Genomic DNA, 25,480 nt, shown 5'->3' with positions numbered 1-25,480 from the left:
TCGCCTTCGAGATGGGCCGTCGGGCAGTGTCGTCGGCCGCTTGTAGTCTTGGGGGGTGTCGGACGCAGAAAAGCCTACCCTCCTCGTCGTCGACGGCCATTCGCTGGCCTTCCGGGCCTTCTACGCCCTCCCCGTCGACAGCTTCACCACTCGCGATGGTCAGCACACGAATGCCATCCACGGCTTCCTGTCGATGCTGCTCCTGCTGCTGCAGAACGAGAAGCCGACGCACCTCGCGGTCGCCTTCGACATCTCACGCGCATCGTTCCGCACGCGCGAGTACCCCGAGTACAAGGGCACGCGCGGTGAGACACCGGTGGAGTTCAAGGGGCAGGTGCCGCTCCTGCAAGATGCGCTGAAGGCGATGGGCATTCGCACCCTCGAGAAAGAAGACTTCGAAGCCGACGACATCCTCGCGACGCTCGCGGCGCGCGGCCGCGCCGAGGGCTACCGGGTGCTGCTGGTCTCGGGCGACCGCGACACCATCCAGCTCGTCAATGACGACGTCACGCTGCTCTACCCGAACACGCAGGGCGTCTCGCAGCTGAAGCGGTACGACACCGATGCGGTGATCGAGCGCTACGGCATCCGCCCCGAGCAGTACCCCGACATCGCGGCACTCGTCGGTGAGACGAGCGACAACCTCATCGGCATCACGAAGGTCGGCGAGAAGACCGCAGTCAAGTGGCTCGGCCTCTACGGCTCCCTCGACGGCATCCTCGAGCACGCCGACGAGATCAAGGGCGTCGTCGGGCAGAACCTGCGCGACGAGAAAGAGAACGCGATCCGCAATCGGCGGCTCAACCGGCTCGTCACCGATGTCGAGCTCGAGGTCGAGCTCGACGAGCTCGAGGCGAAGCCGATCGACATCGAGGCGGTACAGCCGCTGTTCGAGCGGCTGGAGTTCCGCACGCTGTTCGAACGCATGAAGAAGATCGCGGCGGGCAACGGCAATGGCAACGGCGCGGCCGCGACATCCGCTGCGCCTGCGACCCCGGCCGCAGACGCGCCCGCCGCCCCCGTAGCGCCCAACCCGCGCCGCCTCCTCGATGAAGAGCTCGCCGTCTGGATCGAGCGCGCCGTCGCCGCAGAGCCGGCGGGCCTCGGCCTCAGCGTCGAAGTGCTCGACGGCCTCGTGATCGGCGCGGGCATCGCGACCGCCGACGAGACCGTACAGCTGCCGTGGCAGGCGGGGCGATCCGACTACGCGCCGTTCGAGGCATGGCTCGCGAGCGACGCACCGAAGATCATGACCGATGCGAAGCCGCAGTTGAAGGCGCTCATGCGATCGGGGCTCGCATTCAACGGGCTCGTCGTCGATACCCTCGTCGCCGGATGGCTCGTGCGACCGATCCTCGCCGAGAAGACGCTCGCCGACCTCGTCGAGCGCTACCTCGGTGAGACCGTGCCGCAGGCGGATCCCGCTCAGCTCGTGCCCGAAGAAGGCAGCGACGCAGGCGCCCCCGAGTACGCCTGGTATTCGCTCCGGGTCGCCCCCGTCGTGCTCCGAGCCCTCCCCGAGAGCTCGCGGCAGCTGCTCGCCGACATCGAGATGCCGCTGGTGTCGGTGCTTGCGGCGATGGAGGTGCGCGGTGTGACCGTCGACCACGCCGAGCTCGCCGAACTCTCCTCCGAGCTCGGCACTCGCGCAGCGGGCCTTGCCGAGGCGGCGTTCGCGGAGATCGGCCGGGAGGTCAACCTCGGTTCACCGAAGCAACTGCAAGAGGTGCTCTTCGACCAGCTCGGCATGCCGAAGACCCGGGCGACGAAGACGGGTTACACGACCGACGCGAGTGCGCTGGCCGACCTGCAGGAGTCGAACCCGCACCCCTTCCTCGGCTACCTGCTCGAGCACCGTGACGCCACGAAGCTGCGGCAGATCGTCGAGTCCCTCGACAAGTCGATCGCAGATGACGGGCGCATCCACACGAGCTACGGGCAGATCGGCGCGGCGACCGGCCGCATGTCCTCGAACGACCCGAACCTGCAGAACATCCCGATCCGCACCGAAGACGGCCGGCGCATCCGCAAGGCGTTCCGTCACGGCCCCGAATACACCGAGCTCCTCACCGCCGACTACTCGCAGATCGAGATGCGCATCATGGCACACCTCTCGGGCGACCCCGCCCTGATCGAAGCGTTCAATGCCGGCGAAGACCTCCACCGATTCGTCGGTGCGCGAGTGTTCTCGGTCGATCCTGCCGAGGTCACCCCGGTGATGCGCACGAAGGTGAAGGCGATGTCGTACGGGCTCGCCTACGGGCTGAGCGCATTCGGCCTCTCGAAGCAGCTCCGCATCGATCGTGCCGAGGCCACGCAGCTCATGAAGGAGTACTTCGAGCGGTTCGGCGCCGTACGCGACTACCTGCGCAGCGTCGTCGAGCAGGCGAAGATCGACGGATACACCGAGACGATCTTCGGCCGCCGGCGCCCGTTCCCCGACCTGAACAGCCCCAACCGGGTGCACCGTGAGAACGCGGAGCGCGCTGCGTTGAACTCGCCGATCCAGGGTTCGGCCGCCGACATCATCAAGATCGCGATGTCGAAGGTCGAGGCCGACATCGCCGCACAGGGGCTCGGCAGCCGCATGCTCCTGACTGTGCACGACGAGCTCATCTTCGAGGTCGCCGCGGGGGAGTCCGAGGTGCTCGAGGCCGTCGTCCGCGACCGCATGGCGCACGCCGCCGAGCTGCTCGTGCCGCTCGACGTGCAGATCGGCCGAGGCGCGAACTGGGAGGACGCCGCGCACTGATCGTGGCGCCGCGGTGGTGGGAGCGCCCACGACCGGATACTGCTCGTGCGCACGGTGAAACTCGCACGCCGGGGAGTTCGCGTGCGAATTCTGCCGGGTCACCGGAAGCGAGCGCGATGTCGGCTCGCTGTCATAGGCTCGCAGCATGGCATCGAGTGAGCGCACCCCGACCGACGTCGATCGCATCGCAGAGGGGTGGGTCGACACACTCGTCGAGCTGGACCCGGGCGTCGGCACCTACATCGGGCGTACGACGCACGACGGCCGACTCGCCGACTTCTCTCCCGAAGGTCACGAGCGCTCGATCGCGGCCACGCGGGAGGCACTCGCCGCGCTCCGTGGGGCGAGCCCGGTCGACGACGTCGACCGGATCACCGTCGCCGACCTCGGCAGCGAACTCGAGCTCGCACTCGAGCGGCACGATGCAGGCCTCCACCTGCGCGACCTCAACGTCATCGCGAGCCCCGCACAAGAGATCCGCGAGGTGTTCGACCTCATGCCCACCGACGCTCCAGAGGACTGGGACCGCATCGCGACCCGCCTCGAAGCGGTTCCGCGTGCGATCGACGGCTACGTCGAAACGTTGCGCGAGGGCATCGCGCGAGGCATCGTGCCCGCGGCTCGTCAGGTGCGAGAGGTCGCCGCGCAGGCGCGTCGTATTGCGCAGCCCGATGGGTTCTTCGGCACTTTCGCCGCATCCGCGAAGGCCGGTGACGCAGAACTGCCGTCGTCGGTGACGAGCCAGCTCGGCAGCGGTGCTGCGGCCGCCACCGCCTCATACGCCCGGCTCGCCGAGTTCCTCGAGAACGAACTGCAGCCCGTCGCCGGCGAGCGCGACGCCGTGGGCCGCGATATCTACGCCCTGCAGTCGCGCCAGTTCCTCGGTGCGGTGATCGACCTCGACGAGACCTACGAATGGGGCATCGAAGAGCTCGCCCGCATGGTCGCCGAGCAGGAGTCGATTGCGAACGAGATCGTGCCCGGGGCATCCGTCGCCGAAGCGATCGCGTTCCTCGACAACGACCCGTCGCGCAAGCTGCACGGTACCGACGCCCTGCAGCGGTGGATGCAGGAGACGAGCGACCGCGCGGTCTCCGAGCTCGCCGGCACCCAATTCGACATTCCCGCCGAGATCCGCACGCTCGAGTGCATGATCGCGCCGACGCAAGAGGGCGGCATCTACTACACCGGGCCGAGCGACGACTTCTCGCGCGCGGGGCGCATGTGGTGGTCGGTACCCGAAGGCGTCACCGAGTTCGACACGTGGCGCGAACTCACGACGGTGTACCACGAGGGCGTACCCGGTCACCACCTGCAGATCGGCCAGGCGGTCGTGAATCGCGGTCAGCTGAACACCTGGCGCCGCCAGCTCGCGGGCACGTCGGGCCATGCCGAAGGCTGGGCGCTCTACGCGGAGCGACTCATGCAGGGCCTCGGATACCTCGACGATCCGGCCGACCGTCTCGGCATGCTCGACGGCCAGCGCATGCGCGCGGCGCGCGTGGTGCTCGACATCGGCGTGCACCTCGGCAAGCAGCGCCCCGACGGCAATGGCGTGTGGACCGGCGACTACGCGTTCGAGTTCCTCGGGCAGAACGTCAACATGAACGACGGTTTCGTGCGCTTCGAAGTGAACCGCTACCTCGGCTGGCCGGGGCAGGCGCCGTCGTACAAGGTCGGGCAGCGCATCTGGGAGCAGTTGCGCGACGAGGTGGCGCGTCGAGAGGGTGCGTCGTTCGACATCCGCGAGTTCCACCGCAAGGCGCTCGGCCTGGGTGGGGTCGGCCTCGACACGCTCCGTTCGTCGCTGCTCGCCTGACTCCGCACGCACGTCGAGGAAGACGCATGACGCGCATCGTCATTGCTGGGGCGTCCGGCTTCATCGGCCGGCATCTGGTGTCGCACTTCCGTGCCGAGGGCGCCGAGGTCGCGACGATCGGCCGCGGTGCTGAAGCGGATGCGTCGTGGGGCGATCTTGCTGCGATCCAGCAACTGGTCGACGGCGCCGACGTGCTCGTGAACCTCGCAGGCAGGAATGTGAATTGTCGGTACACGCCGGCGAACCGCGCCGAGATCTTCCGGTCGAGGCTCGAGACGACCGCGGTGCTGCACGACGCCGTGGCATCCGTTGCCGCGCCCCCTGCCGTGTGGTTCAACTCCTCGACGGCGACGATCTACCGGCATGCGGAAGACCGGCCGATGACCGAGTCGAACGGTGAGCTCGGCGCGGGGTTCTCCGTCGACGTGGCCCGGGCGTGGGAGCACGAGTTCTTCGAGGGCACGCTGCCCGCGACGCGTCGGGTGGCACTCCGCATCGCGATCGTGCTCGGTGACGGCAGCGCCATGCGGCCGCTCACGTGGCTTGCACGGATCGGGCTCGGCGGCGCGCAACTCGACGGCAGATGGCCGTCGACGAAGGCACGCCTGGCCGCGGGCACGCAGCATGTGTTCCGCGTGCGGGGCGGGCGTCAGCGCTTCAGCTGGGTGCACATCGATGACATCGCCGGCGTGATCGACTTTCTGCGTGATCGAGCCGATATCGACGGGATCGTGAACGTGAGTTCGCCGAACCCGAGCGACAATCGCACGCTCATGCGAACGATCCGCCGGATCCTCGGAGTACCGATCGGCGTTCCCGCGTGGCGATGGATGCTCGAGCTCGGATCGGCGGTCATCCGCACCGAGACCGAGCTCGTGCTGAAGAGCAGGTGGGTCGTACCCGAGCGGCTGCTCGATGCCGGGTACGCGTTCGAATATCCAGACCTCGAGCCGGCGTTGCTGAGCATCCTTCGGCCCGCTCCACTCACCGAAGAATCGGGCGAGCGACGTCTCGTGTGACGCCAGAACCCCCTCGTTTGCCCATGGGGGAGTGATTCCGTTAGGATTGAGTGTCACTCGTGTGACATCCCTGTCCGCATGCCCATCGCGGAACCAACATAACGCTCTCCCGCGCGATGGGCTCGATTTTGTCCTTTACGGAGCATTCACTACATGACAACCGCAACGACCAAGGCACCCAAGCAGGTCGCGATCAACGACATCGGATCTGCTGACGATTTCCTCGCCGCGGTCGAGAAGACTTTGAAGTTCTTCAACGACGGCGACCTCATCGAGGGCACCGTCGTGAAGATCGACCGCGACGAGGTACTCCTCGACGTCGGCTACAAGACCGAGGGTGTCATCCCCTCGCGTGAGCTTTCCATCAAGCACGATGTCGACCCCAGCGAGGTCGTCGGCGTCGGCGACACCGTCGAGGCGCTCGTTCTTCAGAAGGAAGACAAAGAAGGCCGCCTCATCCTGTCGAAGAAGCGTGCGCAGTACGAGCGCGCATGGGGCGACGTGGAGAAGATCAAGGAAGCCGATGGCGTCGTGACCGGTTCGGTCATCGAGGTCGTCAAGGGCGGCCTGATCGTCGACATCGGCCTTCGCGGCTTCCTTCCGGCCTCGCTCATCGAACTCCGCCGTGTGCGCGACCTCACGCCGTACCTCGGCCAGGAGATCGAGGCGAAGATCCTCGAGCTCGACAAGAACCGCAACAACGTGGTGCTCTCGCGCCGCGCGCTGCTCGAGCAGACGCAGTCCGAGTCGCGTTCGACGTTCCTCGCGAACCTCCACCCGGGCCAGATCCGCAAGGGCGTCATCTCGTCGATCGTCAACTTCGGTGCGTTCGTCGACCTGGGCGGCGTGGACGGTCTCGTCCACGTCTCCGAGCTCTCGTGGAAGCACATTGAGCACGCCAGCGAGGTCGTCGAGGTCGGCCAGGAGGTCACCGTCGAGGTGCTCTCCGTCGAGCTCGACCGTGAGCGCGTCTCGCTGTCGCTCAAGGCGACGCAGGAGGACCCGTGGCAGGTCTTCGCCCGTACCCACGCGATCGGTCAGGTCGCGCCGGGTAAGGTCACGAAGCTCGTTCCGTTCGGTGCGTTCGTTCGCGTCGCCGATGGCATCGAGGGCCTCGTCCACATCTCCGAGCTGTCGGGCAAGCACGTCGAGCTCGCCGAGCAGGTCGTGTCGGTCGGCGAAGAGGTCTTCGTCAAGGTCATCGACATCGACCTCGAGCGTCGCCGCATCTCGCTCTCGCTGAAGCAGGCGAACGAGGGCGTCGACCCCGAGAGCACCGAGTTCGACCCGGCGCTCTACGGCATGCTCACCGAGTACGACGAGGCGGGCAACTACAAGTACCCCGAGGGGTTCGACCCCGAGACCAACGAGTGGCGCGAGGGCTTCGACACCCAGCGCGAGAAGTGGGAGCAGGACTACGCTGCCGCCCAGGCTCGTTGGGAGGCGCACAAGAAGCAGGTCGCGCAGGCGAGCATTGCTGCTGCCGCCGACGACTCGTTCACCTCGAGTGCTCCGTCGTTCACGGGCGACTCCGCCGGCGCGGGTACCCTCGCCGACGATGCGTCGCTCGCGGCGCTGCGCGAGAAGCTCTCGAGCAACAACTAGTCGCTGACCGCGATACGGAAGGCCGGCTCCCTCGGGAGCCGGCCTTCCGGCGTTCATGGCGCGGTCGACGGATGCTGCCTGCGTCGCGCTCGACGCCGGCGCACCACCACGATGACGAGCACGACGATCACCACGATGCCGACCACGACGAGCAGCGGTGCGAGGATCGCGGCGAACGCGAGCGCGAACGAGCCGGCATCCTCGGCGGTGCTCGCCACCGGGGCGCCGACGCCCGCCGTCGCGACGTTGACCACAGGGCGAGTCATCGCCTTGGCGAGATGCACGAGTAACGCGAGCACGACGCCCACCGCGATGGGCACCCATTGCTGCGAGGTGAAGAACACTTCGGGGTCGGTCACTGCTCCGGTCGTGGCACTCACGCCGGAGCCGAACGCGAGACCGCCGGCCGTCGGCCGTACGACGGTCTGCACGATGTCGTTCATCGAGTCGAGGCCGGGAACCTTATCGGCGATGAACTCGACGATGAGCAACACCACGAGGATGAGGAGCACCCATTCATTCGAGAGCCATGACCACTGCGGTGGAAGCTCGATGAGACCGGTGAAACGGTCGAGAGCGCCGATCACCACGAGGGGGATCCAAGCGTTCAATCCGGCAGCGAGGGCGAGCCCGGTTCCCGTCAACAACTCCAGCATGCCCGCCTCCGTGTGCCGTCGCGTCGAGTGTCGCACGGTTAGAGTGGTGGCGTGTATCTGATCGGTCTCACGGGCGGCATCGCCTCAGGAAAGTCCACCGTCGCACGTCGGCTCTACGAGCATGGCGCCGTGCACATCGATGCCGACCAGCTCGCACGGCGGGTGGTGGAGCCCGGAACGCCCGCACTCGAGGCGATCGTCGCCGAGTTCGGCGACGACGTGCTGCGCCGCGACGGGTCTCTCGATCGGGCGAAACTCGGTGAGCGCGTGTTCGGCGACTCGGAGGCGCTCGCGAAGCTCAACGCGATCGTGCATCCCGCCGTACGCGAACTCTCGGCCAGGCTCTTCGCGAAGGCCGAACAGGAGAAGCCCGATGCCGTCGTCGTCTACGACGTTCCACTCCTCGTCGAGGCATCCGTCGATCACCCCTTCGATCTCATCGTCGTGACCAACGCGCCGCGGCGCACCCAGGTGGAACGGCTCGTGCAGGATCGCGGGTTCGACCCGATCCAGGCCGAGGCGCGCGTCGACGCCCAGGTCGACAACACCGCGCGCCTCGCAATCGCCGACGTCGTGATCGACACCGATGGGTCGCTCGCGCACACGATGAGCCAGACCGACGCACTCTGGCGGCGCATCGTCGAGGAGCGCGCCTCCAAGGGGTAGCGTGCTGCCAGTCCGAGAACGCTCCCAGGTGCGGTGTCGGCGGGCGATCCTAGACTGGAGAGCATGCAGGCCACACGATCCGTTCGACCATTCGAGGTCATCAGCGAGTATGTTCCGAGCGGCGACCAGCCGGCGGCGATCGCCGAACTCGCAGGCCGCATCAACGCGGGCGAGACCGACGTCGTGCTGCTGGGTGCGACCGGCACGGGCAAGTCGGCGACCACCGCCTGGCTCATCGAACAGGTGCAGCGGCCCACGCTCGTGCTCGCACACAACAAGACGTTGGCCGCGCAACTGGCCAACGAGTTCCGCGAACTCATGCCCAACAACGCGGTCGAGTACTTCGTCTCGTACTACGACTACTACCAGCCCGAGGCGTACGTGCCGCAGACCGACACCTTCATCGAGAAGGACTCGTCGGTCAACGCCGAAGTCGAACGGCTCCGGCACTCCACCACGAACTCACTGCTGAGCCGGCGCGACGTCGTGGTCGTCTCCTCTGTTTCGTGCATCTACGGCCTTGGCACGCCCGAGGAGTACCTCGGTGCCATGATGCCGCTGCAGGTCGGCCAGCGGGTCGATCGCGACTGGCTCATCCGCAAGTTCGTCTCGATGCAGTACCAGCGCAACGATGTCGACTTCTCTCGCGGCAACTTCCGAGTGCGCGGCGACACGATCGAGATCATCCCGATCTACGAAGAGCTGGCGATCCGCATCGAGATGTTCGGTGATGAGATCGAGGCGCTGTACAGCCTGCATCCGCTGACCGGGCAGGTGGTTGCCAAACTCGACTCGGTGCCGGTCTTCCCAGGGTCGCACTACGTGGCGAGCACAGAGGTGATGCAGCGGGCGATCGGCACCATCCGCATCGAGCTCGAAGAGCGACTCGCCGAGCTCGAGCGCGAGGGCAAGCTGCTCGAGGCGCAGCGGCTGCGCATGCGCACGACGTTCGATCTCGAGATGATGGAGCAGATCGGCTTCTGCTCCGGCATCGAGAACTACTCGAGGCACATCGACGGCCGACAGGCGGGGGAGGCTCCGCATTGCCTCCTCGATTACTTCGCCGACGACTTCCTCGTGGTGATCGACGAGTCGCACGTCACGGTTCCCCAGATCGGTGCGATGTACGAGGGAGACTCCTCCCGCAAGCGCACCCTCGTCGAGCACGGATTCCGCCTGCCGAGCGCGCTCGACAACCGCCCGCTGAAGTGGGATGAGTTCAAGGCGCGCGTCGGCCAGGCCGTGTACCTCTCGGCCACCCCCGGCCGCTACGAGATGGGCATCGCCGACGGCGTGGTGGAGCAGATCATCCGTCCGACAGGACTCGTCGACCCACAGATCATCGTGAAGCCGTCGAAGGGCCAGATCGACGATCTGCTCGACGAGATCCGCACTCGCGCCGAGCGAAACGAACGCGTGCTCGTTACGACCCTCACCAAGAAGATGGCCGAAGAGCTCACCGACTTCCTCTCCGAGGCGGGGGTGCGGGTGCGCTATCTCCACTCAGATGTCGACACGCTGCGCCGCGTCGAGCTGCTGACCGAACTCCGGGCGGGCGTGTACGACGTCCTGGTCGGCATCAACCTCCTCCGTGAAGGGCTCGACCTGCCCGAGGTGTCCCTCGTCGCGATCCTCGACGCTGACAAAGAGGGGTTCCTGCGGTCGTCGACGTCACTCATCCAGACGATCGGTCGCGCCGCACGAAACGTCTCGGGCGAGGTGCACATGTATGCCGATGTGCTCACCGATTCGATGAAGTCGGCGATCGACGAGACGACGAGACGACGAGATCGTCAGCTCGAGTACAACCGCGTCAACGGCATCGACCCGCAACCGCTCCGCAAACGCATCGCCGACATCACCCAAGTGCTCGCGCGCGAAGGGGCCGACACCGCGGCCCTCCTCGCCGGTCGCGATGCGAAGAAGAAGGCGCCGGTGCCGAACCTCCGGCGCGAGGGCATCGCTGCGGCCGGCGCCAACGACCTCGAAGACCTCATCCGCGATCTCAACGAGCAGATGCTCGTCGCGGCCGGCGAGTTGAAATTCGAACTCGCCGCGCGCTTGCGTGACGAGGTCTCCGATCTCAAGCGTGAACTCCGCCAGATGGAGAAGGCCGGCCACCTCGGCTGACGAGGCGCTGACAACCGTCCGAATCGCATCGTTCGATCCGGTCGCGGTCAGGCGGAGCGAGCAATGATCTCGGCCCGATTCGAACGTATGTTCGCTCAGAGCGCGTGTGCACGAGGCATCCGTGTCGGTGGTGCTCTCTAAACTCGAAGAGTGCCAGTTTCACGTCTCGATGCCCATTCGCACCTGAGTGTTCGCGGTGCCCGCGTGCACAACCTGCAGAACGTCGACGTCGAGATCCCGCGTGACGCGATGGTGGTGTTCACGGGCCTCTCTGGTTCGGGCAAGTCCTCGCTCGCGTTCGACACGATCTTCGCTGAAGGGCAGCGGCGCTACGTCGAGTCGCTCTCGGCCTACGCTCGTCAATTCCTGGGGCAGGTCGACCGCCCCGATGTCGATTTCATCGAGGGGCTGAGCCCTGCGGTCTCGATCGACCAGAAGTCGACGAACCGGAACCCGCGCTCGACCGTCGGCACGATCACCGAGATCTACGACTACATGCGCCTCCTGTGGGCACGCATCGGTGTGCCGCACTGCCCGGTCTGCGGTGAGCGCATCCAGCGACAGACGGTGCAGCAGATCGCCGACCAGCTCATGGAGCTGGCCGAGGGCACCCGTTACCAGGTCGTGAGTCCGGTCGTGTCGAAGAAGAAGGGCGAGTTCGTCGACCTCTTCCGTGACCTCGCCGCCCAGGGCTACACCCGCGCGGTCGTCGACGGTGACATCATCAGGCTCGATGAACCACCGACGCTGAAGAAGCAGGTCAAGCACGACATCTCCGTGGTGATCGACCGGCTCGTCGCAAGCCCCGACATGCTCGGCCGGCTCACCGACTCCCTCGAGACCGCACTGCGCCTGACCGACGGCCTCGTGCAGATCAACTACATCGATGAGACCGGACCGGCCGCGTGGGCGACGTTCTCCGAGAAGCTCTCCTGCCCGAATCAGCACCCGATCCAGCTGACCGAGATCGAACCGCGTACGTTCTCGTTCAACGCGCCGTTCGGCGCCTGCCCCGAGTGCTCGGGGCTCGGCACGCGCATGTCGGTCGACGATGCACTACTGCTCGGCGATCCGAGCCTCAGCATCGCCGAGGGCGTCATCATTCCGTGGACCTCCCAGGGCAAGAGCCTCTACAACTACTACGAGAAGCTCCTCGGCGGGCTCGCCCGAGATCTCGAGTTCTCGCTCGATACCCCGTGGGAAGAGCTCGACGAGGCGGCTCGCCAGGCAGTGCTCCGTGGTGACAACTTCGAGGTCAAGGTGAAGTGGCGCAACCGCTACGGCCGCGAGATGAGCTACACCTCCGGCTTCGAGGGCGTCGTGCCCTACATCGAGCGCCAGTACCTGCAGGCCGAGACCGATGTGCAGCGTGCGCGCTGGTCGGAATACCTGCGAGAGGTGCCGTGCCCGGTCTGCGGCGGCAAGCGCCTGAAGCCCGAGGTGCTGTCGGTGCTCATCCACGATGCGAGCATCGCCGACGTGGGCCTGCTGAGTCTCACCGATGCCCGTGCATTCATGGATCGCCTCGAGCTCAGTGATCGCGAACAAGCCATCGCCGCGCAGGTGCTGCGCGAGATCAAGCTGCGTCTCGACTTCCTGATCCGTGTCGGGCTCAGCTATCTCGACCTCTCGCGAGCGGCGGCGACCCTCTCCGGTGGAGAAGCGCAGCGCATCCGTCTGGCGACGCAGATCGGTTCGGGTCTCACCGGCGTGCTCTACGTGCTCGACGAGCCGAGCATCGGCCTCCACCAGCGCGACAACCGTCGACTCATCGACACCCTGATCGCGCTTCGCGATCTCGGCAACACCCTCATCGTCGTCGAACACGATGAAGACACGATTCGCACGGCCGACTGGATCGTCGACATCGGACCGGGCGCGGGCGTGAACGGCGGCACCGTCGTGCACTCCGGCAGCTACGCCGATCTCGTGAAGAACACGCGTTCACTCACCGGCGACTACCTGTCGGGTCGCAAGGCGATTCCGATTCCCGAGACGCGCCGCCCCGTCGACCCCGAGCGCACGATCACCGTGCAGGGCGCAGAAGCCAACAACCTGCGCGGCGTCGACGTCGAGTTCCCGCTCGGCATCCTGACCGCCGTGACCGGCGTGAGCGGCTCGGGCAAGTCGTCGCTCGTGAACGACATCCTGTACCGGGTGCTCGCGAACCGTCTCAACGGCGCCCGAAAGGTCGCGGGCAAGCACCGTCGCGTCACCGGGCTCGACCAGCTCGACAAGGTCGTGCACGTCGATCAGGCGCCGATCGGGCGTACTCCTCGCTCCAACCCCGCCACCTACACCGGTGTCTTCGACCGCATCCGCACGCTCTTCTCCGAGACGACCGAGTCGAAGGCCCGTGGCTACCTCCCCGGGCGGTTCAGCTTCAACGTCAAGGGCGGCCGATGCGAGGCATGCTCGGGTGACGGCACGATCAAGATCGAGATGAACTTCCTGCCCGACGTCTACGTCGCGTGCGAGGTGTGCGGTGGCAAGCGGTACAACCGCGAGACTCTTCAAGTGAACTACAAGGGCAAGAACATCGCCGAGGTGCTCGAGATGCCGATCAGTGAGGCGGCCGAGTTCTTCGAGCCCATCTCGGCGATCCACCGCTATCTGAAGACGCTCGTCGATGTCGGCCTCGGTTACGTGCAGCTCGGACAGAGCGCCACGACGCTCTCGGGCGGTGAGGCGCAGCGGGTGAAGCTCGCGACCGAGCTGCAGCGCCGCTCCAACGGCCGCAGCGTGTACGTGCTCGATGAGCCCACCACCGGCCTGCACTTCGAAGACGTGCAGAAGTTGCTCAAGGTGCTCGGCAAGCTCGTCGACAAGGGCAACACGGTGATCGTGATCGAACACAGCCTCGACGTCATCAAGTCGGCCGACTGGATCATCGACCTCGGGCCCGAAGGCGGCTCGGGCGGTGGCCAGATCGTGGCGACCGGCACGCCCGAACAGGTCGCGAACATGTCCGAGAGTCATACCGGTTACTTCCTGCGCGAGATGCTCGACGCGGCGTCGGTGCGAGCCGAAGTTGCCAGCTGAGGCGATGAACACCGCACTGTCGAGCAAGCAGGGCGTCCCGTACCGCCCGAAGACGGGCGAGATTCCGACGACTCCCGGCGTCTACCGATTCCGTGACGCCGATCGGCGTGTGCTGTACGTCGGCAAGGCGAAGAATCTGCGCGCACGTCTGTCGAACTACTTCGCACCCCTTCGCACCCTGCACGAGCGCACCCGCCGGATGGTCACCACCGCGGCCTCGGTGGAGTGGACGGTCGTCGCCAACGAAGTCGAGGCGCTGCAGCTCGAGTTCACGTGGATCAACGAGTTCGACCCGCCGTTCAACGTGCAGTTCAAAGATGACAAGTCCTACCCGTACCTCGCAGTGACGCTCGCCGACGAGGCGCCGCGTGCGCTGGTCACCCGCAACCGCAACATTCGCGGTGCCCGCTATTTCGGCCCCTACCCCAAGGTCTGGGCCGTCAACGAGACACTCGAGATCCTGCTCAAGCTCTTCCCCATCCGCACGTGCAAAGACTCCGACTACCGCCGGGCAATGGCCAGCGGCAAGCCGTGTTTCGCCGGGCAGATCGGACGCTGTTTCGGTCCGTGCTCGGGTCGCGTGGGCATCGAAGAGCATCGTGAGAACGTCGACCGCTTCGTCTCCTTCATGGCGAGCCAAGACCGGCGCATCATCGGCGAGCTCACGCAACGCATGCGTACGGCCGCCGCAGCGCAAGACTACGAATCTGCTGCGCGTCTGCGCGACCGGCTGCAGGCCGCGACGTCGTTCTTCGAGAAGAGTGCGGTGGTGCTCGGCGAGAAGGTCGACATCGACGTGTTCGGAATCGACCACGATGAGCTCGCTGCGGCCGTGCAGCAGTTCATCGTTCGCGGCGGTCGCATTCGCGGTGTCCGTTCGTGGACCGTCGACAAAGAGCTCGATGTGCCGTTCGGCGAACTCGTCGACTCGGTGGTGCAGAACGCCTACGGTGACGGGAGCCGACCACCGGTCGAAGTCGTCGTGCCCGAACTTCCCGACGATGCTCCGGCTCTCGAGACCTGGCTCGGCGACCTCTCCGGGCGAAAGGTGCGACTGCGCGCCGCGCAACGCGGCGACAAGGCGGCTCTGCTCGCGACCGCGACGCAGAACGCCAAGCAGACGCTGATGCTCTACAAGACACGGCGGAGCGCGGACTTCACGACCCGTTCCCGCGCTCTCGAAGACATCCAGGAGGCGCTCGGAATGGCCGACGCCCCGCTGCGCATCGAATGCTACGACGTCAGCCACCTCAGCGGCACCAACATCGTCGCCTCGATGGTCGTCTTCGAAGACGGACTTCCGCGCAAAGACGAATACCGCCGATTCACGATTCCGCACTCCACCGACGACACCGACTCGATCCATCAGGTGCTCACGCGCCGCCTCGCCTACCTGAAGACGCCCGATTCGATCGGTTCGCCGGTCGAGCCGGACTCGGCGGCGACCCGTGAAGACGCGGAGGCCCACGGCGAGACGGATGCCGCGGCATCCGAGCGCCGGAAGAGATTCGCCTATCGGCCGAATCTGCTGGTGGTCGACGGCGGGCAGCCGCAGGTCGCAGCGGCCGCCCGAGCGCTCGAGGAGTCCGGTGTCGAGGGCATCTACCTCTGCGGAATCGCCAAGCGTCTTGAAGAGATCTGGACGCCTGATGGCGATTTCCCGGTGATCCTGCCGCGAAACAGCGACGCGCTCTTCCTCTTCCAGCGGGTGCGCGATGAGGCCCACCGGTTCGCGATCACTCACCAACGGCAACGCCGCAAGCGCGACATCGGCAGCGTGCTCTCCGAGATTGCCGGGCTCGGGCCGTCGCGCGTGAAGGAGTTGCTGCGACACTTCGGATCGGTCGCGCGGTTGCGCGCGGCATCCGAGCCCGAGATCGCCGAGGTGAAGGGCATCGGGCCGACGCTCGCGGCGACCGTGCACCGAGCCCTGCACGCCGATGGCGCGCCCGCACCCCGATAGGCTGGGGTGTCGACACGCGGAAGGGGGCCTCGACGTGATGACCGCTGATTCCGAGCAACAAGAGATGCTGATCGTGACGGGCATGTCCGGTGCGGGGCGTTCGACCGTCGGCAATGCGCTCGAAGACCTCGGCTGGTATGTGGTCGACAACCTGCCACCGCAGATGCTGCGCCCCCTCGTGGAGCTCGTCGAGCGGGCGGGCACGTCGCTGCCGCGCATCGCCGCGATCGTCGACATCCGTGGCGGGGGCTTCTTCTCCGAGCTGCGTGAGATCATCCAGGCGCTGCGCACGGGCATCAGCGTGCGCGTCGTCTTCCTCGACGCGACCGACGCCGTGCTCGTGCGCCGCTTCGAGTCGGTGCGTCGCCCGCACCCGCTGCAGGGCAATGGCACGCTTCTCGACGGCATCGGCGCGGAGCGCGCGCGGCTGGCCGAGTTGCGCGAAGCGAGCGACATCGTCGTCGACACGTCCGATCTCAACATCCACCAGCTCGCGACCCTCGTCACCGAGACATTCGCCGAAGAAGGTCACGCCGGGCTTCGCATCACCATGCAGAGTTTCGGATTCAAGTACGGGGTGCCTGCCGACGCCGATCTCGTCGCCGATGCGAGGTTCCTTCCCAATCCATTCTGGATCCCCGAGCTTCGCCACCTCACCGGCAACGACGCCGCAGTTTCGGAGTACGTGCTGAGCCAGCCCGGCGCGCGCGAGTTCCTCGACGCGTACGCGAAGGCGCTCGAGCCCGTGCTCGCGGGCTACCAGCGCGAGAACAAACGACATGCCACGATCGCAATCGGATGCACCGGGGGCAAGCACCGCTCGGTCGCCCTGGTGCGCGAACTGAGCTCGCGCATCGCAGCGCTGCCCGGAGTCGTCGTCAGCGTGAAAGACCGGGATCTCGGCCGCGAGTGATCGACGGCCAGGCGACATGATGAGAGATGGGACTTGAGGTGGCACTGACCGCTGACGTGAAAGAAGAATTGGCGCGTGTCGAGGTGTCGAAAACGGGCGTCAGAGTCGCAGAACTGGCGTCCATCCTGCGGTTCGCGGGCGGGCTCCACATCATCTCGAACCGCATCGCGATCGAGGCCGAGCTCGACTCGCCGACGCTCGTGCGACGTGTGACTCGGGATCTCGCTGAGATCTACGGTGTTCGGCCCGACGTCTCGGTGATCTCGCCGACGGGCGTGCGACGCTCCAACCAGTACCTCGTGCGCGTGCTCGACGGCGGAGAGACCCTCGCGCGCCAGACCGGCCTGCTCGATGCTCGGCGGCGCCCGGTTCGAGGGTTGCCGAACAAACTGACGACCGGTTCCCGTGACGAGGTGGCGGCGATCTGGCGCGGCGCGTTCCTCGCCAAGGGGAGCCTGACCGATCCGGGCCGCTCGGCCGCGCTCGAGGTCATCTGCCCCGGAAACGAGGCCGCGATGGCCCTCGTGGGCGCCGCTGGTCGGCTCGGGATCTCGGCGAAGGCGCGGGAGGTGCGCGGTGTGCATCGTGTCGTGATTCGCGATGGCGAGGCGATCAGCGCGATGCTCGCCGTGATGGGCGCCACCGACACGGTGCGCAACTGGGAGGAGTTGCGCCAGCGGCGAGAGGTGCGGGCGACGGCGAATCGCCTCGTGAACTTCGACGACGCCAATCTGCGCCGTTCGGCACAGGCTGCCGTTGCGGCGTGTGCTCGTGTCGATCGGGCGATGGAACTGCTGGGCGACGGCATCCCCGAACATCTGAAGTACGCGGGTGAGTTGCGCCTGTCCCACCGTGAGGCGAGCCTCGACGAGCTCGGCCACTACGCCGACCCGCCGATGACCAAAGACGCCGTCGCGGGTCGCATCCGCCGCCTCCTCGCGATGGCCGACAAGCGGGCCGCCGATCTCGGCGTGCCCGGTACCGAAGCGAGCCTGCCTGCAGATCTCGACGAGGTGTGACGGATGCCCCGGCAGCGAGCCTCGCGACGGGCATAGACTCGAAAGGCAGCCGCGGAACCTCGGGGGTCGCCCGGAGGCCCGGCGCATCTGACAAGGAGAAGCAATGGCCGACTACACCCTGCCCGATCTGCCTTACGACTACTCGGCGCTCGAGCCGTCGATCAGCGCCACGATCATGGAGCTGCACCACTCGAAGCACCACCAGGCGTATGTGACGGGCGCCAACACTGCGCTCGCCCAGCTCGCAGAGGCCCGCGACTCGGGCAATCTCGCGAACGTCAACAAGCTCGAGAAAGACCTGGCGTTCAATCTCGGCGGCCACGTCAACCACTCGATCTTCTGGACCAACCTCTCACCCGACGGCGGCGACAAGCCCACGGGCGAGCTCGCCTCGGCGATCGACGATCACTTCGGATCGTTCGATAAGTTCCAGGCGCACTTCACCGCGACGGCGCTTGGCGTTCAAGGCTCCGGCTGGGCCGTGCTCGCGTGGGATTCGATCGGAGAACGCCTGATCATCGCGCAGTTCTTCGACCAGCAGGGCAATCTGCCTGCCGGCATCGTGCCGCTGCTCATGCTCGATGTCTGGGAGCACGCCTACTACCTCGACTACAAGAACGTGCGTGCCGACTATGTGAAGGCGTTCTGGGCCATCACGAACTGGGAGAACGTCCAGAAGCGGTTCCAGACCGCCGGTGAGAAGACCTCAGGGCTGCTGCTACTGTCGTAAACGGATGGTGTCCTCGGGCATGTCCGAGGACACCGCCGTCCGACCAGTTCACCAGTGAAAGAGCGCGTTCGCGCCATCGTCAATCAGGAGACATCTGTGTCTGTAAAGATCGGCATCAACGGCTTCGGCCGCATCGGCCGCAACTACTTCCGTGCCGCCCTCGCCCAGGGCGCCGACCTCGAGATCGTCGCCGTGAACGACCTCACCGACAACAAGACGCTCGCTCACCTTCTGAAGTACGACTCCATCGCGGGTCGACTGGACGCGACGGTCGACTACGACGACGACCACATCATCGTCGACGGCAAGGCGATCAAGGCGTTCGCCGAGCGCGACCCCGCCAACTTGCCGTGGGGCGAGTTGGGTGTCGACATCGTCATCGAGTCGACCGGTTTCTTCACGAAAGCCACCGACGCGCGCAAGCACATCGAGGCCGGCGCGAAGAAGGTGCTCATCTCGGCGCCCGCGACCGATGAAGACGCGACGTTCGTCATCGGCGTGAACGAGCACGACTACGACCCCGAGAAGCACCACATCATCTCGAACGCCTCCTGCACCACGAACTGCCTCGCACCGCTCGCCAAGGTGTTCAACGACGCATTCGGCATCGAGCGCGGTCTCATGACGACGGTCCACGCGTACACCGCCGACCAGAACCTGCAAGACGGCCCGCACAAAGACCTGCGCCGCGCCCGCGCCGCCGCGATCAACATCGTGCCGACCTCGACCGGTGCAGCGAAGGCCCTCGGCCTCGTGCTGCCCGAGCTCGTCGGCAAGCTCGACGGTTTCGCACTGCGCGTGCCCGTTCCCACCGGCTCGATCACCGACCTCACGGTCACCTCTTCGCGCCCGGTGACCGTCGACGAGGTCAAGGCCGCGTACAAGGCGGCCGCCGAGGGGCCGATGAAGGGCATCCTCAAGTACACCGAAGACGAGATCGTCTCGAGCGACATCGTCGGCGACCCGCACTCGTCGATCTTCGACGCCGGTCTCCTTCGCGTGCTGGGCGATCAGGTGAAGCTCTCGAGCTGGTACGACAACGAGTGGGGCTACTCCAACCGTCTCGTCGACCTCACCGAGTACGTCGCCGAACGTCTCTGAATCGAGCCCCTGTGACCCTGCGAACGATCGATTCCCTCGGTCCGCTCGCCGGCAAGCGCGTCGTCGTCCGTTGTGACCTGAACGTCCCCCTGCGGGACGGGGCCATCACGGACGACGGCCGTGTGCGGGCATCGGTCCCCACCCTGACGGCGCTCGTCGCTCAGGGAGCCCGCGTCATCGTGGTGTCCCACTTGGGGCGCCCAGAGGGCGCACCCGACCCGAAGTACAGCCTGGCACCGGTGGCGACTCGTCTCGGCGAGCTGATCGAAGCGCCGGTGGCCTTCGCGAACGACACGGTCGGTTCGGATGCCGCGGCGAAGGTCGATGCCCTCGGCGACGGCGAGGTGCTCGTACTCGAGAACCTGCGGTTCAACCCCGGGGAGACCTCGAAGAACGAGGGGGAGCGCACGGCGTTCGCCGGGAAACTCGCGGAGTTCGCCGACGCCGTCGTCTCCGACGGATTCGGCGTGGTGCACCGAAAGCAGGCGAGCGTTTACGAGCTCGAGCAGTTGCGCCCGAGCGCGGCCGGTCTCCTGATCGCCGCCGAGCTCGACGTGCTCGACCGTCTCACCGAGACACCGGAACGTCCGTACACGGTTGTGCTCGGCGGTTCCAAAGTCTCCGACAAGCTCGGCGTCATCGCCCACCTGCTTCCGCGGGTCGATGCGCTGCTGATCGGCGGCGGCATGCTCTTCACCTTCCTCGCCGCCCAAGGGCACAAGGTCGGTTCGAGCCTGCTCGAAGCCGACCAGATCGACACGGTCAAGGGGTACCTCGCCGAGGCGGCCGAGCGCGGCGTCGACATCGTGCTGCCGACCGACGTCGTGGTGGCCGCATCGTTCTCGGCGGAAGCCGACCATGTCATTGCACCCGCCGATGCGATCGAACAGACGCCGTTCGGGGCATCCGGACTCGGTCTCGACATCGGGCCTGAGACCGCCGCCGCGTTCGCCGAACACATTCGCGCATCGAAGACGGTGTTCTGGAACGGCCCCATGGGCGTGTTCGAACTCGAACCGTTCGCTGCGGGCACCCGTGTGGTCGCCGAGGCGCTCACCCAGGTCGACGGACTCAGTGTCGTCGGCGGTGGTGATTCGGCAGCCGCCGTTCGCCAACTCGGCTTCGCCGATGACCAGTTCGGTCACATTTCAACTGGCGGGGGCGCGAGTCTCGAGTTCCTCGAGGGCAAGAAGCTCCCCGGACTGGAGGTCCTCGGATGGCAGTGAAGCGCACCCCGTTCATCGCAGGCAACTGGAAGATGAACCTCGACCACCTGCAGGCGATCGCATTCGTGCAGAAGCTGGCGTGGGCCCTCGCCGACGCGAAGCACGACTTCGCCGATGCCGAGGTCGCCGTGTTCCCGCCGTTCACCGATCTGCGTTCGGTGCAGACGCTCGTCGCGGCGGACTCGCTGCCCATCGGATACGGGGCGCAGGATCTCTCTGCGCATGACTCCGGCGCGTACACCGGCGAGATCTCGGGCGCGTTCCTCGCGCAGCTCGACTGCCGCTATGTGATCATCGGGCATTCGGAGCGACGTCAGTTGCACGCTGAGTCCGATGCCGAGGTCAACGCGAAGGTGAAGGCCGCGCACCGCCACGGCCTCGTGCCGGTGGTCTGCATCGGCGAGACCGCCGAAGACCTTGAGACGCACGGTCCGAGTGCAGTCCCGGTCGCGCAGTTGCGCGCAGCTCTCGAGGGCGTCGACGGAGCGAAAGGCCTCGTCGTCGCGTACGAGCCGGTCTGGGCGATCGGTTCAGGCCAGGCCGCCACTCCGGCACAGGCCGAGCAGGTGGCTGCCGCACTCCGTGCACTCCTCGTCGAGCTCGTCGGTGAAGACGTCGCGCAATCGACGAGGGTGCTCTACGGCGGCTCCGTGAAGGCCTCGAACATCGCGTCCTTCCTGCGCGAGCCGAATGTCGACGGCGCGCTCGTCGGCGGTGCGAGCCTCGACATCGACGAGTTCTCGAGCATCGTGCGGTTCAAGAAGCACGTCGGCGCCTGAACTCTCCGTGCCCGGGGTCGCTCGGGATCCCGGGCACACTGGCGCTTCCAGCTATACTCGATTGTCGGCCCGACTCATCTGTCGTGCCCGGAAAGGTTCACCAGTGGAGATTCTCCAGGTCGTCCTGCAGGTGCTGCTCGGTCTCACGAGCCTCCTGCTGACACTGCTCATCCTGCTGCACAAGGGTCGTGGCGGCGGTCTGTCCGACATGTTCGGTGGCGGCGTCACGTCGAGCCTCGGTGCATCCGGGGTTGCCGAGCGCAACCTGAACCGCATCACGGTCATCCTCGGGCTCGTATGGGTCACCTGCATCGTCGTGCTGGGCCTCATCACCAAGTTCGACGCCGGAATCTGACGGGAGCACGATCATGGCATCAGGAAACAGCGCCATCCGCGGTTCACGCGTCGGAGCGGGACCAATGGGCGAACAAGACCGCGGGTTCCACGCCGATCGCGTCGCGATCAGCTACTGGGATGCGCACGGCAACGAGACCGTGCGGCACTTCGCGGCAAGCCTGCCCGAAGAGGAGATCCCCGAGACCATCGACAGCCCGTCGACCGGTCTGCCGGCGGGGCGTGACCGAGAGAACCCGCCGTCGGTCTCGAAGCTCGAGCCGTACAAGACCCACCTCGCCTATGTGAAAGAGCGTCGCACCGACGAAGAGGCGGCCGCGCTCCTCGACGACGCACTCACCCAGCTTCGCACGCGTCGCGGTCAGGCTCCGAAAGACTGACGCGACAGGCAGCATGAAGAAGGGGTCGGCCTCAGGGCCGGCCTTTCTTTATGGCTGGAGTTCAGTAGTCGCGGGCGATGAGCGACTCGGGAACCTCGGATGCTGCGTCGGCGTCGACGAAGAAGACGGTACGGCGCCGGCCCTTGATGCCCGCCACGGGAACCTCATCACGACTCGCGCCGGCCAGAGCGAGCCCCAGGGCCGATGCCTTGTCGGCGCCCGCGAGCACGAGCCAGACGCGCTGCGAGGCGTTGATGACCGGGCGCGTCAGGCTCAGCCGCTCGGGCGGCGGCTTGGGCGAGTTGCGAACGGCGATCACGGTGCGATCGGTCACCTGGATGCCGGAGCGGTGGGGAAAGAGCGACGCGATGTGGCCGTCGGGACCGACCCCGAGGAAGGTGATGTCGAAGATCGGATGCAGCAGCCCGTCGACACCGTGCGACGAGAGCTCCGCGGCATACACGTCTGCTGCGACGTCGAGCTCGAGCCCGGAGTCGGCGGCGGGGAACGGGTGCAGGTTCTCGGCGGGCAGGTCGAGTTCGCCGAGGAGCGCGACGCGCGCCTGTTCATCGTTGCGTTCGGTGTCGCCCGCCGGAACCCATCGCTCGTCGCCCCACCAGAAGTGCACCCGGGACCAGTCGATGGAAGTGTGTGCAGGCGACGCGCCGACCGCCTCGAGCACCGCCGCGCCCATCGATCCTCCGGTGAGGACGATGTGGGCGACCGCTTGCGTGTCGAGGATGTCGAGGAGCTTCGTGATGAACCGGGCAGCGACCGAGCCCGACAGCGAGGCCTTGTCGGGGTGCACGAGCACGCGTCGTTCGTTGGTCATGCCACGTCTCCCTTGTCGCCGGCGCCGAGGAGCTCGAGCCCGCTCGTGATCACTTCACCGTACAACTCATCGGGGTCGAGCCGGCGAAGCTCGTCGGCGAGACAGTCGCGGAGGCTGCGGCGAGGCAGTGCCAGGTCGTGCACCGGTTGACCCGGCTGACGAAGCGTCGCGATGCCGGGAATGTCGCGGATCAGTTCGATGGCACCGCCGTCGCGCACCAGCCGTACGCCGTGGATGCCATGGGATCCTGCTTCGACGCCCGTGAGGTCGTACTCGGTCGGGGCGTTGAGCTCCAGCCGAAGCCATGCGGCGAGCAGCGTGGTCGAGGGCGAGTCGATCGCCCCGGAGACCTCTACGGCCGTGACGGGCTCGTACGGCGGTTGGTCGAGCACTGCGGCGAGTTGAGCCCGCCACAGGGTCAGTCGCGTCCAGGCGAAGTCGGCGTCACCCGGAGTGTAGCTCGAAGCCAACGCACGCAGCGCCGCCTGCGGGTCGGGCTGCGCCGAAGCATCCGTGATTCTTCGGTGCGCGATGCGCCCGAGCGCTGAACGCCCGGGAACTTCGGGTGCAGCACCCGGCCACCAGGTGACGACGGGCGCGTCGGGCAGCAGGAGCGCCATCACGAGGCTCTCTTCGTCGAGCGCCGCATCGCCGCAGGCGCGCAACACGATCACCTCGCTCGCGCCGGCGTCACCGCCGACACGGATCTCTGCGTCGAGCCGCGGTGCGACCGACGAATTCTCGGTGCCGGGCTCGGTCGAGACGACGATGACGCGCATCGGATGCTCGCGTGAGGCGTCGTTCGCCGCCTCGATCGCCTCTTCTTCGGCCCCGGGAGTCGTCGCGATGACGAGGGTGAGCACGCGGCCGAGGGCGACGACGCCTCCCTCTTCACGAATCTTCACGAGGGTCTTCGAGACTTTGCTCGTCGTCGTGTCGGGCAGATCGACGATCATGGGCGTCTCCAGCTTCTTCCGTCGCGTTCGAGCAGTTCGTCGGCGGAGGCAGGCCCCCACGTGCCGGGCCGATACTGCTCGGGTTGACCCTGTGTTGCCCAGAACTCCTCGATCGGATCGAGGATCTTCCACGACAGCTCGACCTCTTCTTGGCGCGGGAAGAGCGGCGGATCGCCGAGCAGCACGTCGAGGATCAGACGCTCGTAGGCTTCGGGGCTCGCCTCGGTGAAGGCGTGGCCGTAGCCGAAGTCCATCGTGACATCGCGCACCTGCATGCCGGCTCCCGGCACTTTCGAGCCGAAGCGGATCGTGACGCCTTCATCGGGCTGCACTCGGATCACGAGCGCATTCTGGCCGAGTTGCGAAGTCTGGCTGTCGGCGAACACCTGCTGCGGTGCGCGCTTGAACACGACGGCGATCTCGGTGACGCGTCGACCGAGCCGCTTTCCGGCACGAAGGTAGAACGGAACACCGGCCCAACGGCGGGTGCCGATCGTGAGCTTCATCGCCGCATAGGTCTCGGTGGTCGACTCGGGGTTCATCCCGTCTTCGTCGAGGAATCCGATGACCTTCTCACCGCCCTGCCAGCCACCCGAATACTGGCCGCGGGCGGTACCCGATGCGAGGTCGTCGGGCAGGCGCACGGCGGCGAGGATCTTCTCCTTCTCGGCGCGCAGGTCGCCGGCCTCGAAGGAGATCGGCTCCTCCATCGCCGTGAGGGCGAGCAGCTGCAGCAGGTGGTTCTGGATGACGTCGCGCGCCGCGCCGATGCCGTCGTAGTACCCGGCTCGGCCCCCGACGCCGATGTCTTCGGCCATCGTGATCTGCACGTGGTCGACGTAATTGGCATTCCAGATGGGCTCGTAGAGCTGGTTCGCGAAGCGGAGCGCCAGGATGTTCTGGACGGTCTCCTTGCCGAGGTAGTGATCGATGCGGAACACCGAGTCGGGCGGGAACACCGACGCCACGACGTCGTTCAGCTCGCGCGCGGTCTTCAGGTCGCTGCCGAAGGGCTTCTCGATGACGACGCGGCGCCACTGGTTGTCGTGCTGCTCCGTGAGACCCGATCGCTTCAACTGCTCGGTGACCACCGGAAACGACTTCGGCGGAATCGACAGGTAGAACGCATGATTGCCCATCGTGCCGCGTTCGCGGTCGAGCCCTTCGACGACCGTGCGGAGGCGGTCGAATGCGGCGTCGTCGTCGAAGTCGCCCTGGACGAAGCGGATGCCACGGGCCAGCTGCTTCCAGACGTCTTCGCGGAACTCGGTGCGAGCGTACTGCTTCACCGAGTCGTGCACGACGGCTTCGAAGTCCTGGTCGTCCCAATCGCGTCGGGCGAACCCGACGAGGGCGAAGCCCGGCGGCAGTAGACCGCGGTTCGCGAGGTCGTAGACCGCCGGCATCAACTTCTTGCGCGACAGGTCGCCGGTGACACCGAAGATGATCAGGCTCGACGGACCCGCGATGCGGTTCAGTCGATAATCTTTGGGGGAGCGGAGCGGGTTGTGCTGCGCGGTGATCGCGGCCGGTTGCAT

Annotated in this window: 20 protein-coding genes; 16 read left to right on the top strand and 4 right to left on the bottom strand. The window is 66.5% G+C overall.

Annotated elements, in window-relative coordinates; genetic code table 11:
* Positions 1-55: 55 nt before the first annotated feature.
* The 4 genes from polA to rpsA all read left to right on the top strand — a co-directional run bounded on the left by polA (position 56) and on the right by rpsA (position 7,195).
* Entirely contained in the window at positions 56-2,752 is a 2,697-nt protein-coding gene (gene polA, locus AC1C2R_RS17335; RefSeq protein WP_495380747.1) for a DNA polymerase I, read from the top strand.
* A gap of 145 nt (positions 2,753-2,897) precedes the next feature.
* A complete protein-coding gene (locus AC1C2R_RS17330; protein WP_495380746.1) occupies positions 2,898-4,571 on the top strand; it encodes a DUF885 domain-containing protein in 1,674 nt (557 codons plus the stop codon).
* A gap of 26 nt (positions 4,572-4,597) precedes the next feature.
* Entirely contained in the window at positions 4,598-5,590 is a 993-nt protein-coding gene (locus AC1C2R_RS17325) for an epimerase (protein ID WP_495380745.1), read from the top strand.
* A 153-nt stretch (positions 5,591-5,743) separates the two neighbouring features.
* Positions 5,744-7,195 carry a 30S ribosomal protein S1 gene (gene rpsA, locus AC1C2R_RS17320; RefSeq protein ID WP_495353850.1) on the top strand — a complete coding sequence of 484 codons (1,452 nt, stop codon included), beginning with the start codon at positions 5,744-5,746 and terminating at the stop codon, positions 7,193-7,195.
* A 53-nt stretch (positions 7,196-7,248) separates the two neighbouring features.
* Here rpsA and AC1C2R_RS17315 read toward each other — a convergent pair whose 3' ends face one another.
* The gene (locus AC1C2R_RS17315; protein ID WP_495380744.1) at positions 7,249-7,851 is read right to left on the bottom strand and encodes a DUF4126 domain-containing protein; all 603 of its coding nucleotides are present in this window, start codon (positions 7,849-7,851) and stop codon (positions 7,249-7,251) included.
* 51 nt (positions 7,852-7,902) lie between these two features.
* Here AC1C2R_RS17315 and coaE point away from each other — a divergent pair, with 51 nt between their 5' ends.
* The 12 genes from coaE to AC1C2R_RS17255 all read left to right on the top strand — a co-directional run bounded on the left by coaE (position 7,903) and on the right by AC1C2R_RS17255 (position 22,154).
* Positions 7,903-8,517: a dephospho-CoA kinase gene (gene coaE, locus AC1C2R_RS17310; protein ID WP_495380743.1), complete on the top strand. Its 615-nt coding sequence runs from the start codon at positions 7,903-7,905 to the stop codon at positions 8,515-8,517.
* A gap of 63 nt (positions 8,518-8,580) precedes the next feature.
* Positions 8,581-10,647 carry an excinuclease ABC subunit UvrB gene (gene uvrB / locus AC1C2R_RS17305; protein ID WP_495353854.1) on the top strand — a complete coding sequence of 689 codons (2,067 nt, stop codon included), beginning with the start codon at positions 8,581-8,583 and terminating at the stop codon, positions 10,645-10,647.
* A gap of 150 nt (positions 10,648-10,797) precedes the next feature.
* Positions 10,798-13,689: an excinuclease ABC subunit UvrA gene (uvrA, locus tag AC1C2R_RS17300; RefSeq protein ID WP_495380742.1), complete on the top strand. Its 2,892-nt coding sequence runs from the start codon at positions 10,798-10,800 to the stop codon at positions 13,687-13,689.
* Positions 13,690-13,693: 4 nt separating this feature from the next.
* Entirely contained in the window at positions 13,694-15,652 is a 1,959-nt protein-coding gene (gene uvrC, locus AC1C2R_RS17295) for an excinuclease ABC subunit UvrC (RefSeq protein ID WP_495380741.1), read from the top strand.
* Between the two features lie 37 nt (positions 15,653-15,689).
* On the top strand, positions 15,690-16,565 hold the full coding sequence (rapZ, locus tag AC1C2R_RS17290) for an RNase adapter RapZ (RefSeq protein WP_495353857.1): 876 nt from the start codon (positions 15,690-15,692) through the stop codon (positions 16,563-16,565).
* A 38-nt stretch (positions 16,566-16,603) separates the two neighbouring features.
* Entirely contained in the window at positions 16,604-17,584 is a 981-nt protein-coding gene (gene whiA / locus AC1C2R_RS17285) for a DNA-binding protein WhiA (protein WP_495353858.1), read from the top strand.
* Between the two features lie 103 nt (positions 17,585-17,687).
* Entirely contained in the window at positions 17,688-18,314 is a 627-nt protein-coding gene (locus AC1C2R_RS17280) for a superoxide dismutase (RefSeq protein ID WP_495353859.1), read from the top strand.
* Between the two features lie 96 nt (positions 18,315-18,410).
* Positions 18,411-19,415: a type I glyceraldehyde-3-phosphate dehydrogenase gene (gap, locus tag AC1C2R_RS17275; protein WP_495353860.1), complete on the top strand. Its 1,005-nt coding sequence runs from the start codon at positions 18,411-18,413 to the stop codon at positions 19,413-19,415.
* Positions 19,416-19,426: 11 nt separating this feature from the next.
* Positions 19,427-20,641 (top strand): phosphoglycerate kinase, encoded by a 1,215-nt coding sequence (locus tag AC1C2R_RS17270; RefSeq protein ID WP_495380740.1) that lies wholly within the window; start codon positions 19,427-19,429, stop codon positions 20,639-20,641.
* Complete coding sequence (tpiA, locus tag AC1C2R_RS17265; protein WP_495353862.1) at positions 20,632-21,420, top strand: triose-phosphate isomerase; 789 nt, start codon at positions 20,632-20,634, stop codon at positions 21,418-21,420. The genes AC1C2R_RS17270 and tpiA overlap by 10 nt, the downstream gene beginning before the upstream one ends.
* 103 nt (positions 21,421-21,523) lie before the next feature.
* Entirely contained in the window at positions 21,524-21,775 is a 252-nt protein-coding gene (gene secG / locus AC1C2R_RS17260) for a preprotein translocase subunit SecG (protein ID WP_108595410.1), read from the top strand.
* 13 nt (positions 21,776-21,788) lie between these two features.
* Positions 21,789-22,154, top strand: coding sequence for an RNA polymerase-binding protein RbpA (locus AC1C2R_RS17255; RefSeq protein ID WP_495353863.1), 366 nt, complete (start codon positions 21,789-21,791; stop codon positions 22,152-22,154).
* Positions 22,155-22,215: 61 nt separating this feature from the next.
* Here the strand turns inward: AC1C2R_RS17255 and pgl are convergent, their stop codons facing one another.
* From pgl to zwf, 3 genes are read right to left on the bottom strand one after another with little or no spacing between them, the layout of a single operon-like run.
* Positions 22,216-22,986, bottom strand: coding sequence for a 6-phosphogluconolactonase (pgl, locus tag AC1C2R_RS17250; RefSeq protein ID WP_495380739.1), 771 nt, complete (start codon positions 22,984-22,986; stop codon positions 22,216-22,218).
* The gene (locus AC1C2R_RS17245; protein WP_495353865.1) at positions 22,983-23,942 is read right to left on the bottom strand and encodes a glucose-6-phosphate dehydrogenase assembly protein OpcA; all 960 of its coding nucleotides are present in this window, start codon (positions 23,940-23,942) and stop codon (positions 22,983-22,985) included. Before AC1C2R_RS17245 ends, pgl begins: the two co-directional genes overlap by 4 nt.
* Entirely contained in the window at positions 23,939-25,480 is a 1,542-nt protein-coding gene (gene zwf / locus AC1C2R_RS17240) for a glucose-6-phosphate dehydrogenase (protein ID WP_495353866.1), read from the bottom strand. The genes AC1C2R_RS17245 and zwf overlap by 4 nt, the downstream gene beginning before the upstream one ends.

It is taken from the genome of Agromyces sp. Y182, from assembly GCF_059445385.1.
Note: the sequence above shows the minus strand (reverse complement) of the source record. Positions and strands in the feature narration are given on the sequence as shown.

Bases quoted from the DNA above. Each gene is read 5' to 3' on its own strand.
- AC1C2R_RS17330 (WP_495380746.1), top strand. From the start codon at position 2,898: ATGGCATCGAGTGAGCGCACCCCGACCGACGTCGATCGCATCGCAGAG.
- AC1C2R_RS17325 (WP_495380745.1), top strand. From the start codon at position 4,598: ATGACGCGCATCGTCATTGCTGGGGCGTCCGGCTTCATCGGCCGGCAT.
- rpsA (WP_495353850.1), top strand. From the start codon at position 5,744: ATGACAACCGCAACGACCAAGGCACCCAAGCAGGTCGCGATCAACGAC.
- AC1C2R_RS17315 (WP_495380744.1), bottom strand. From the start codon at position 7,851: ATGCTGGAGTTGTTGACGGGAACCGGGCTCGCCCTCGCTGCCGGATTG.
- uvrB (WP_495353854.1), top strand. From the start codon at position 8,581: ATGCAGGCCACACGATCCGTTCGACCATTCGAGGTCATCAGCGAGTAT.
- uvrC (WP_495380741.1), top strand. From the start codon at position 13,694: ATGAACACCGCACTGTCGAGCAAGCAGGGCGTCCCGTACCGCCCGAAG.
- rapZ (WP_495353857.1), top strand. From the start codon at position 15,690: ATGACCGCTGATTCCGAGCAACAAGAGATGCTGATCGTGACGGGCATG.
- AC1C2R_RS17280 (WP_495353859.1), top strand. From the start codon at position 17,688: ATGGCCGACTACACCCTGCCCGATCTGCCTTACGACTACTCGGCGCTC.
- tpiA (WP_495353862.1), top strand. From the start codon at position 20,632: ATGGCAGTGAAGCGCACCCCGTTCATCGCAGGCAACTGGAAGATGAAC.
- AC1C2R_RS17255 (WP_495353863.1), top strand. From the start codon at position 21,789: ATGGCATCAGGAAACAGCGCCATCCGCGGTTCACGCGTCGGAGCGGGA.
- pgl (WP_495380739.1), bottom strand. From the start codon at position 22,986: ATGACCAACGAACGACGCGTGCTCGTGCACCCCGACAAGGCCTCGCTG.
- AC1C2R_RS17245 (WP_495353865.1), bottom strand. From the start codon at position 23,942: ATGATCGTCGATCTGCCCGACACGACGACGAGCAAAGTCTCGAAGACC.
- zwf (WP_495353866.1), bottom strand. From the start codon at position 25,480: ATGCAACCGGCCGCGATCACCGCGCAGCACAACCCGCTCCGCTCCCCC.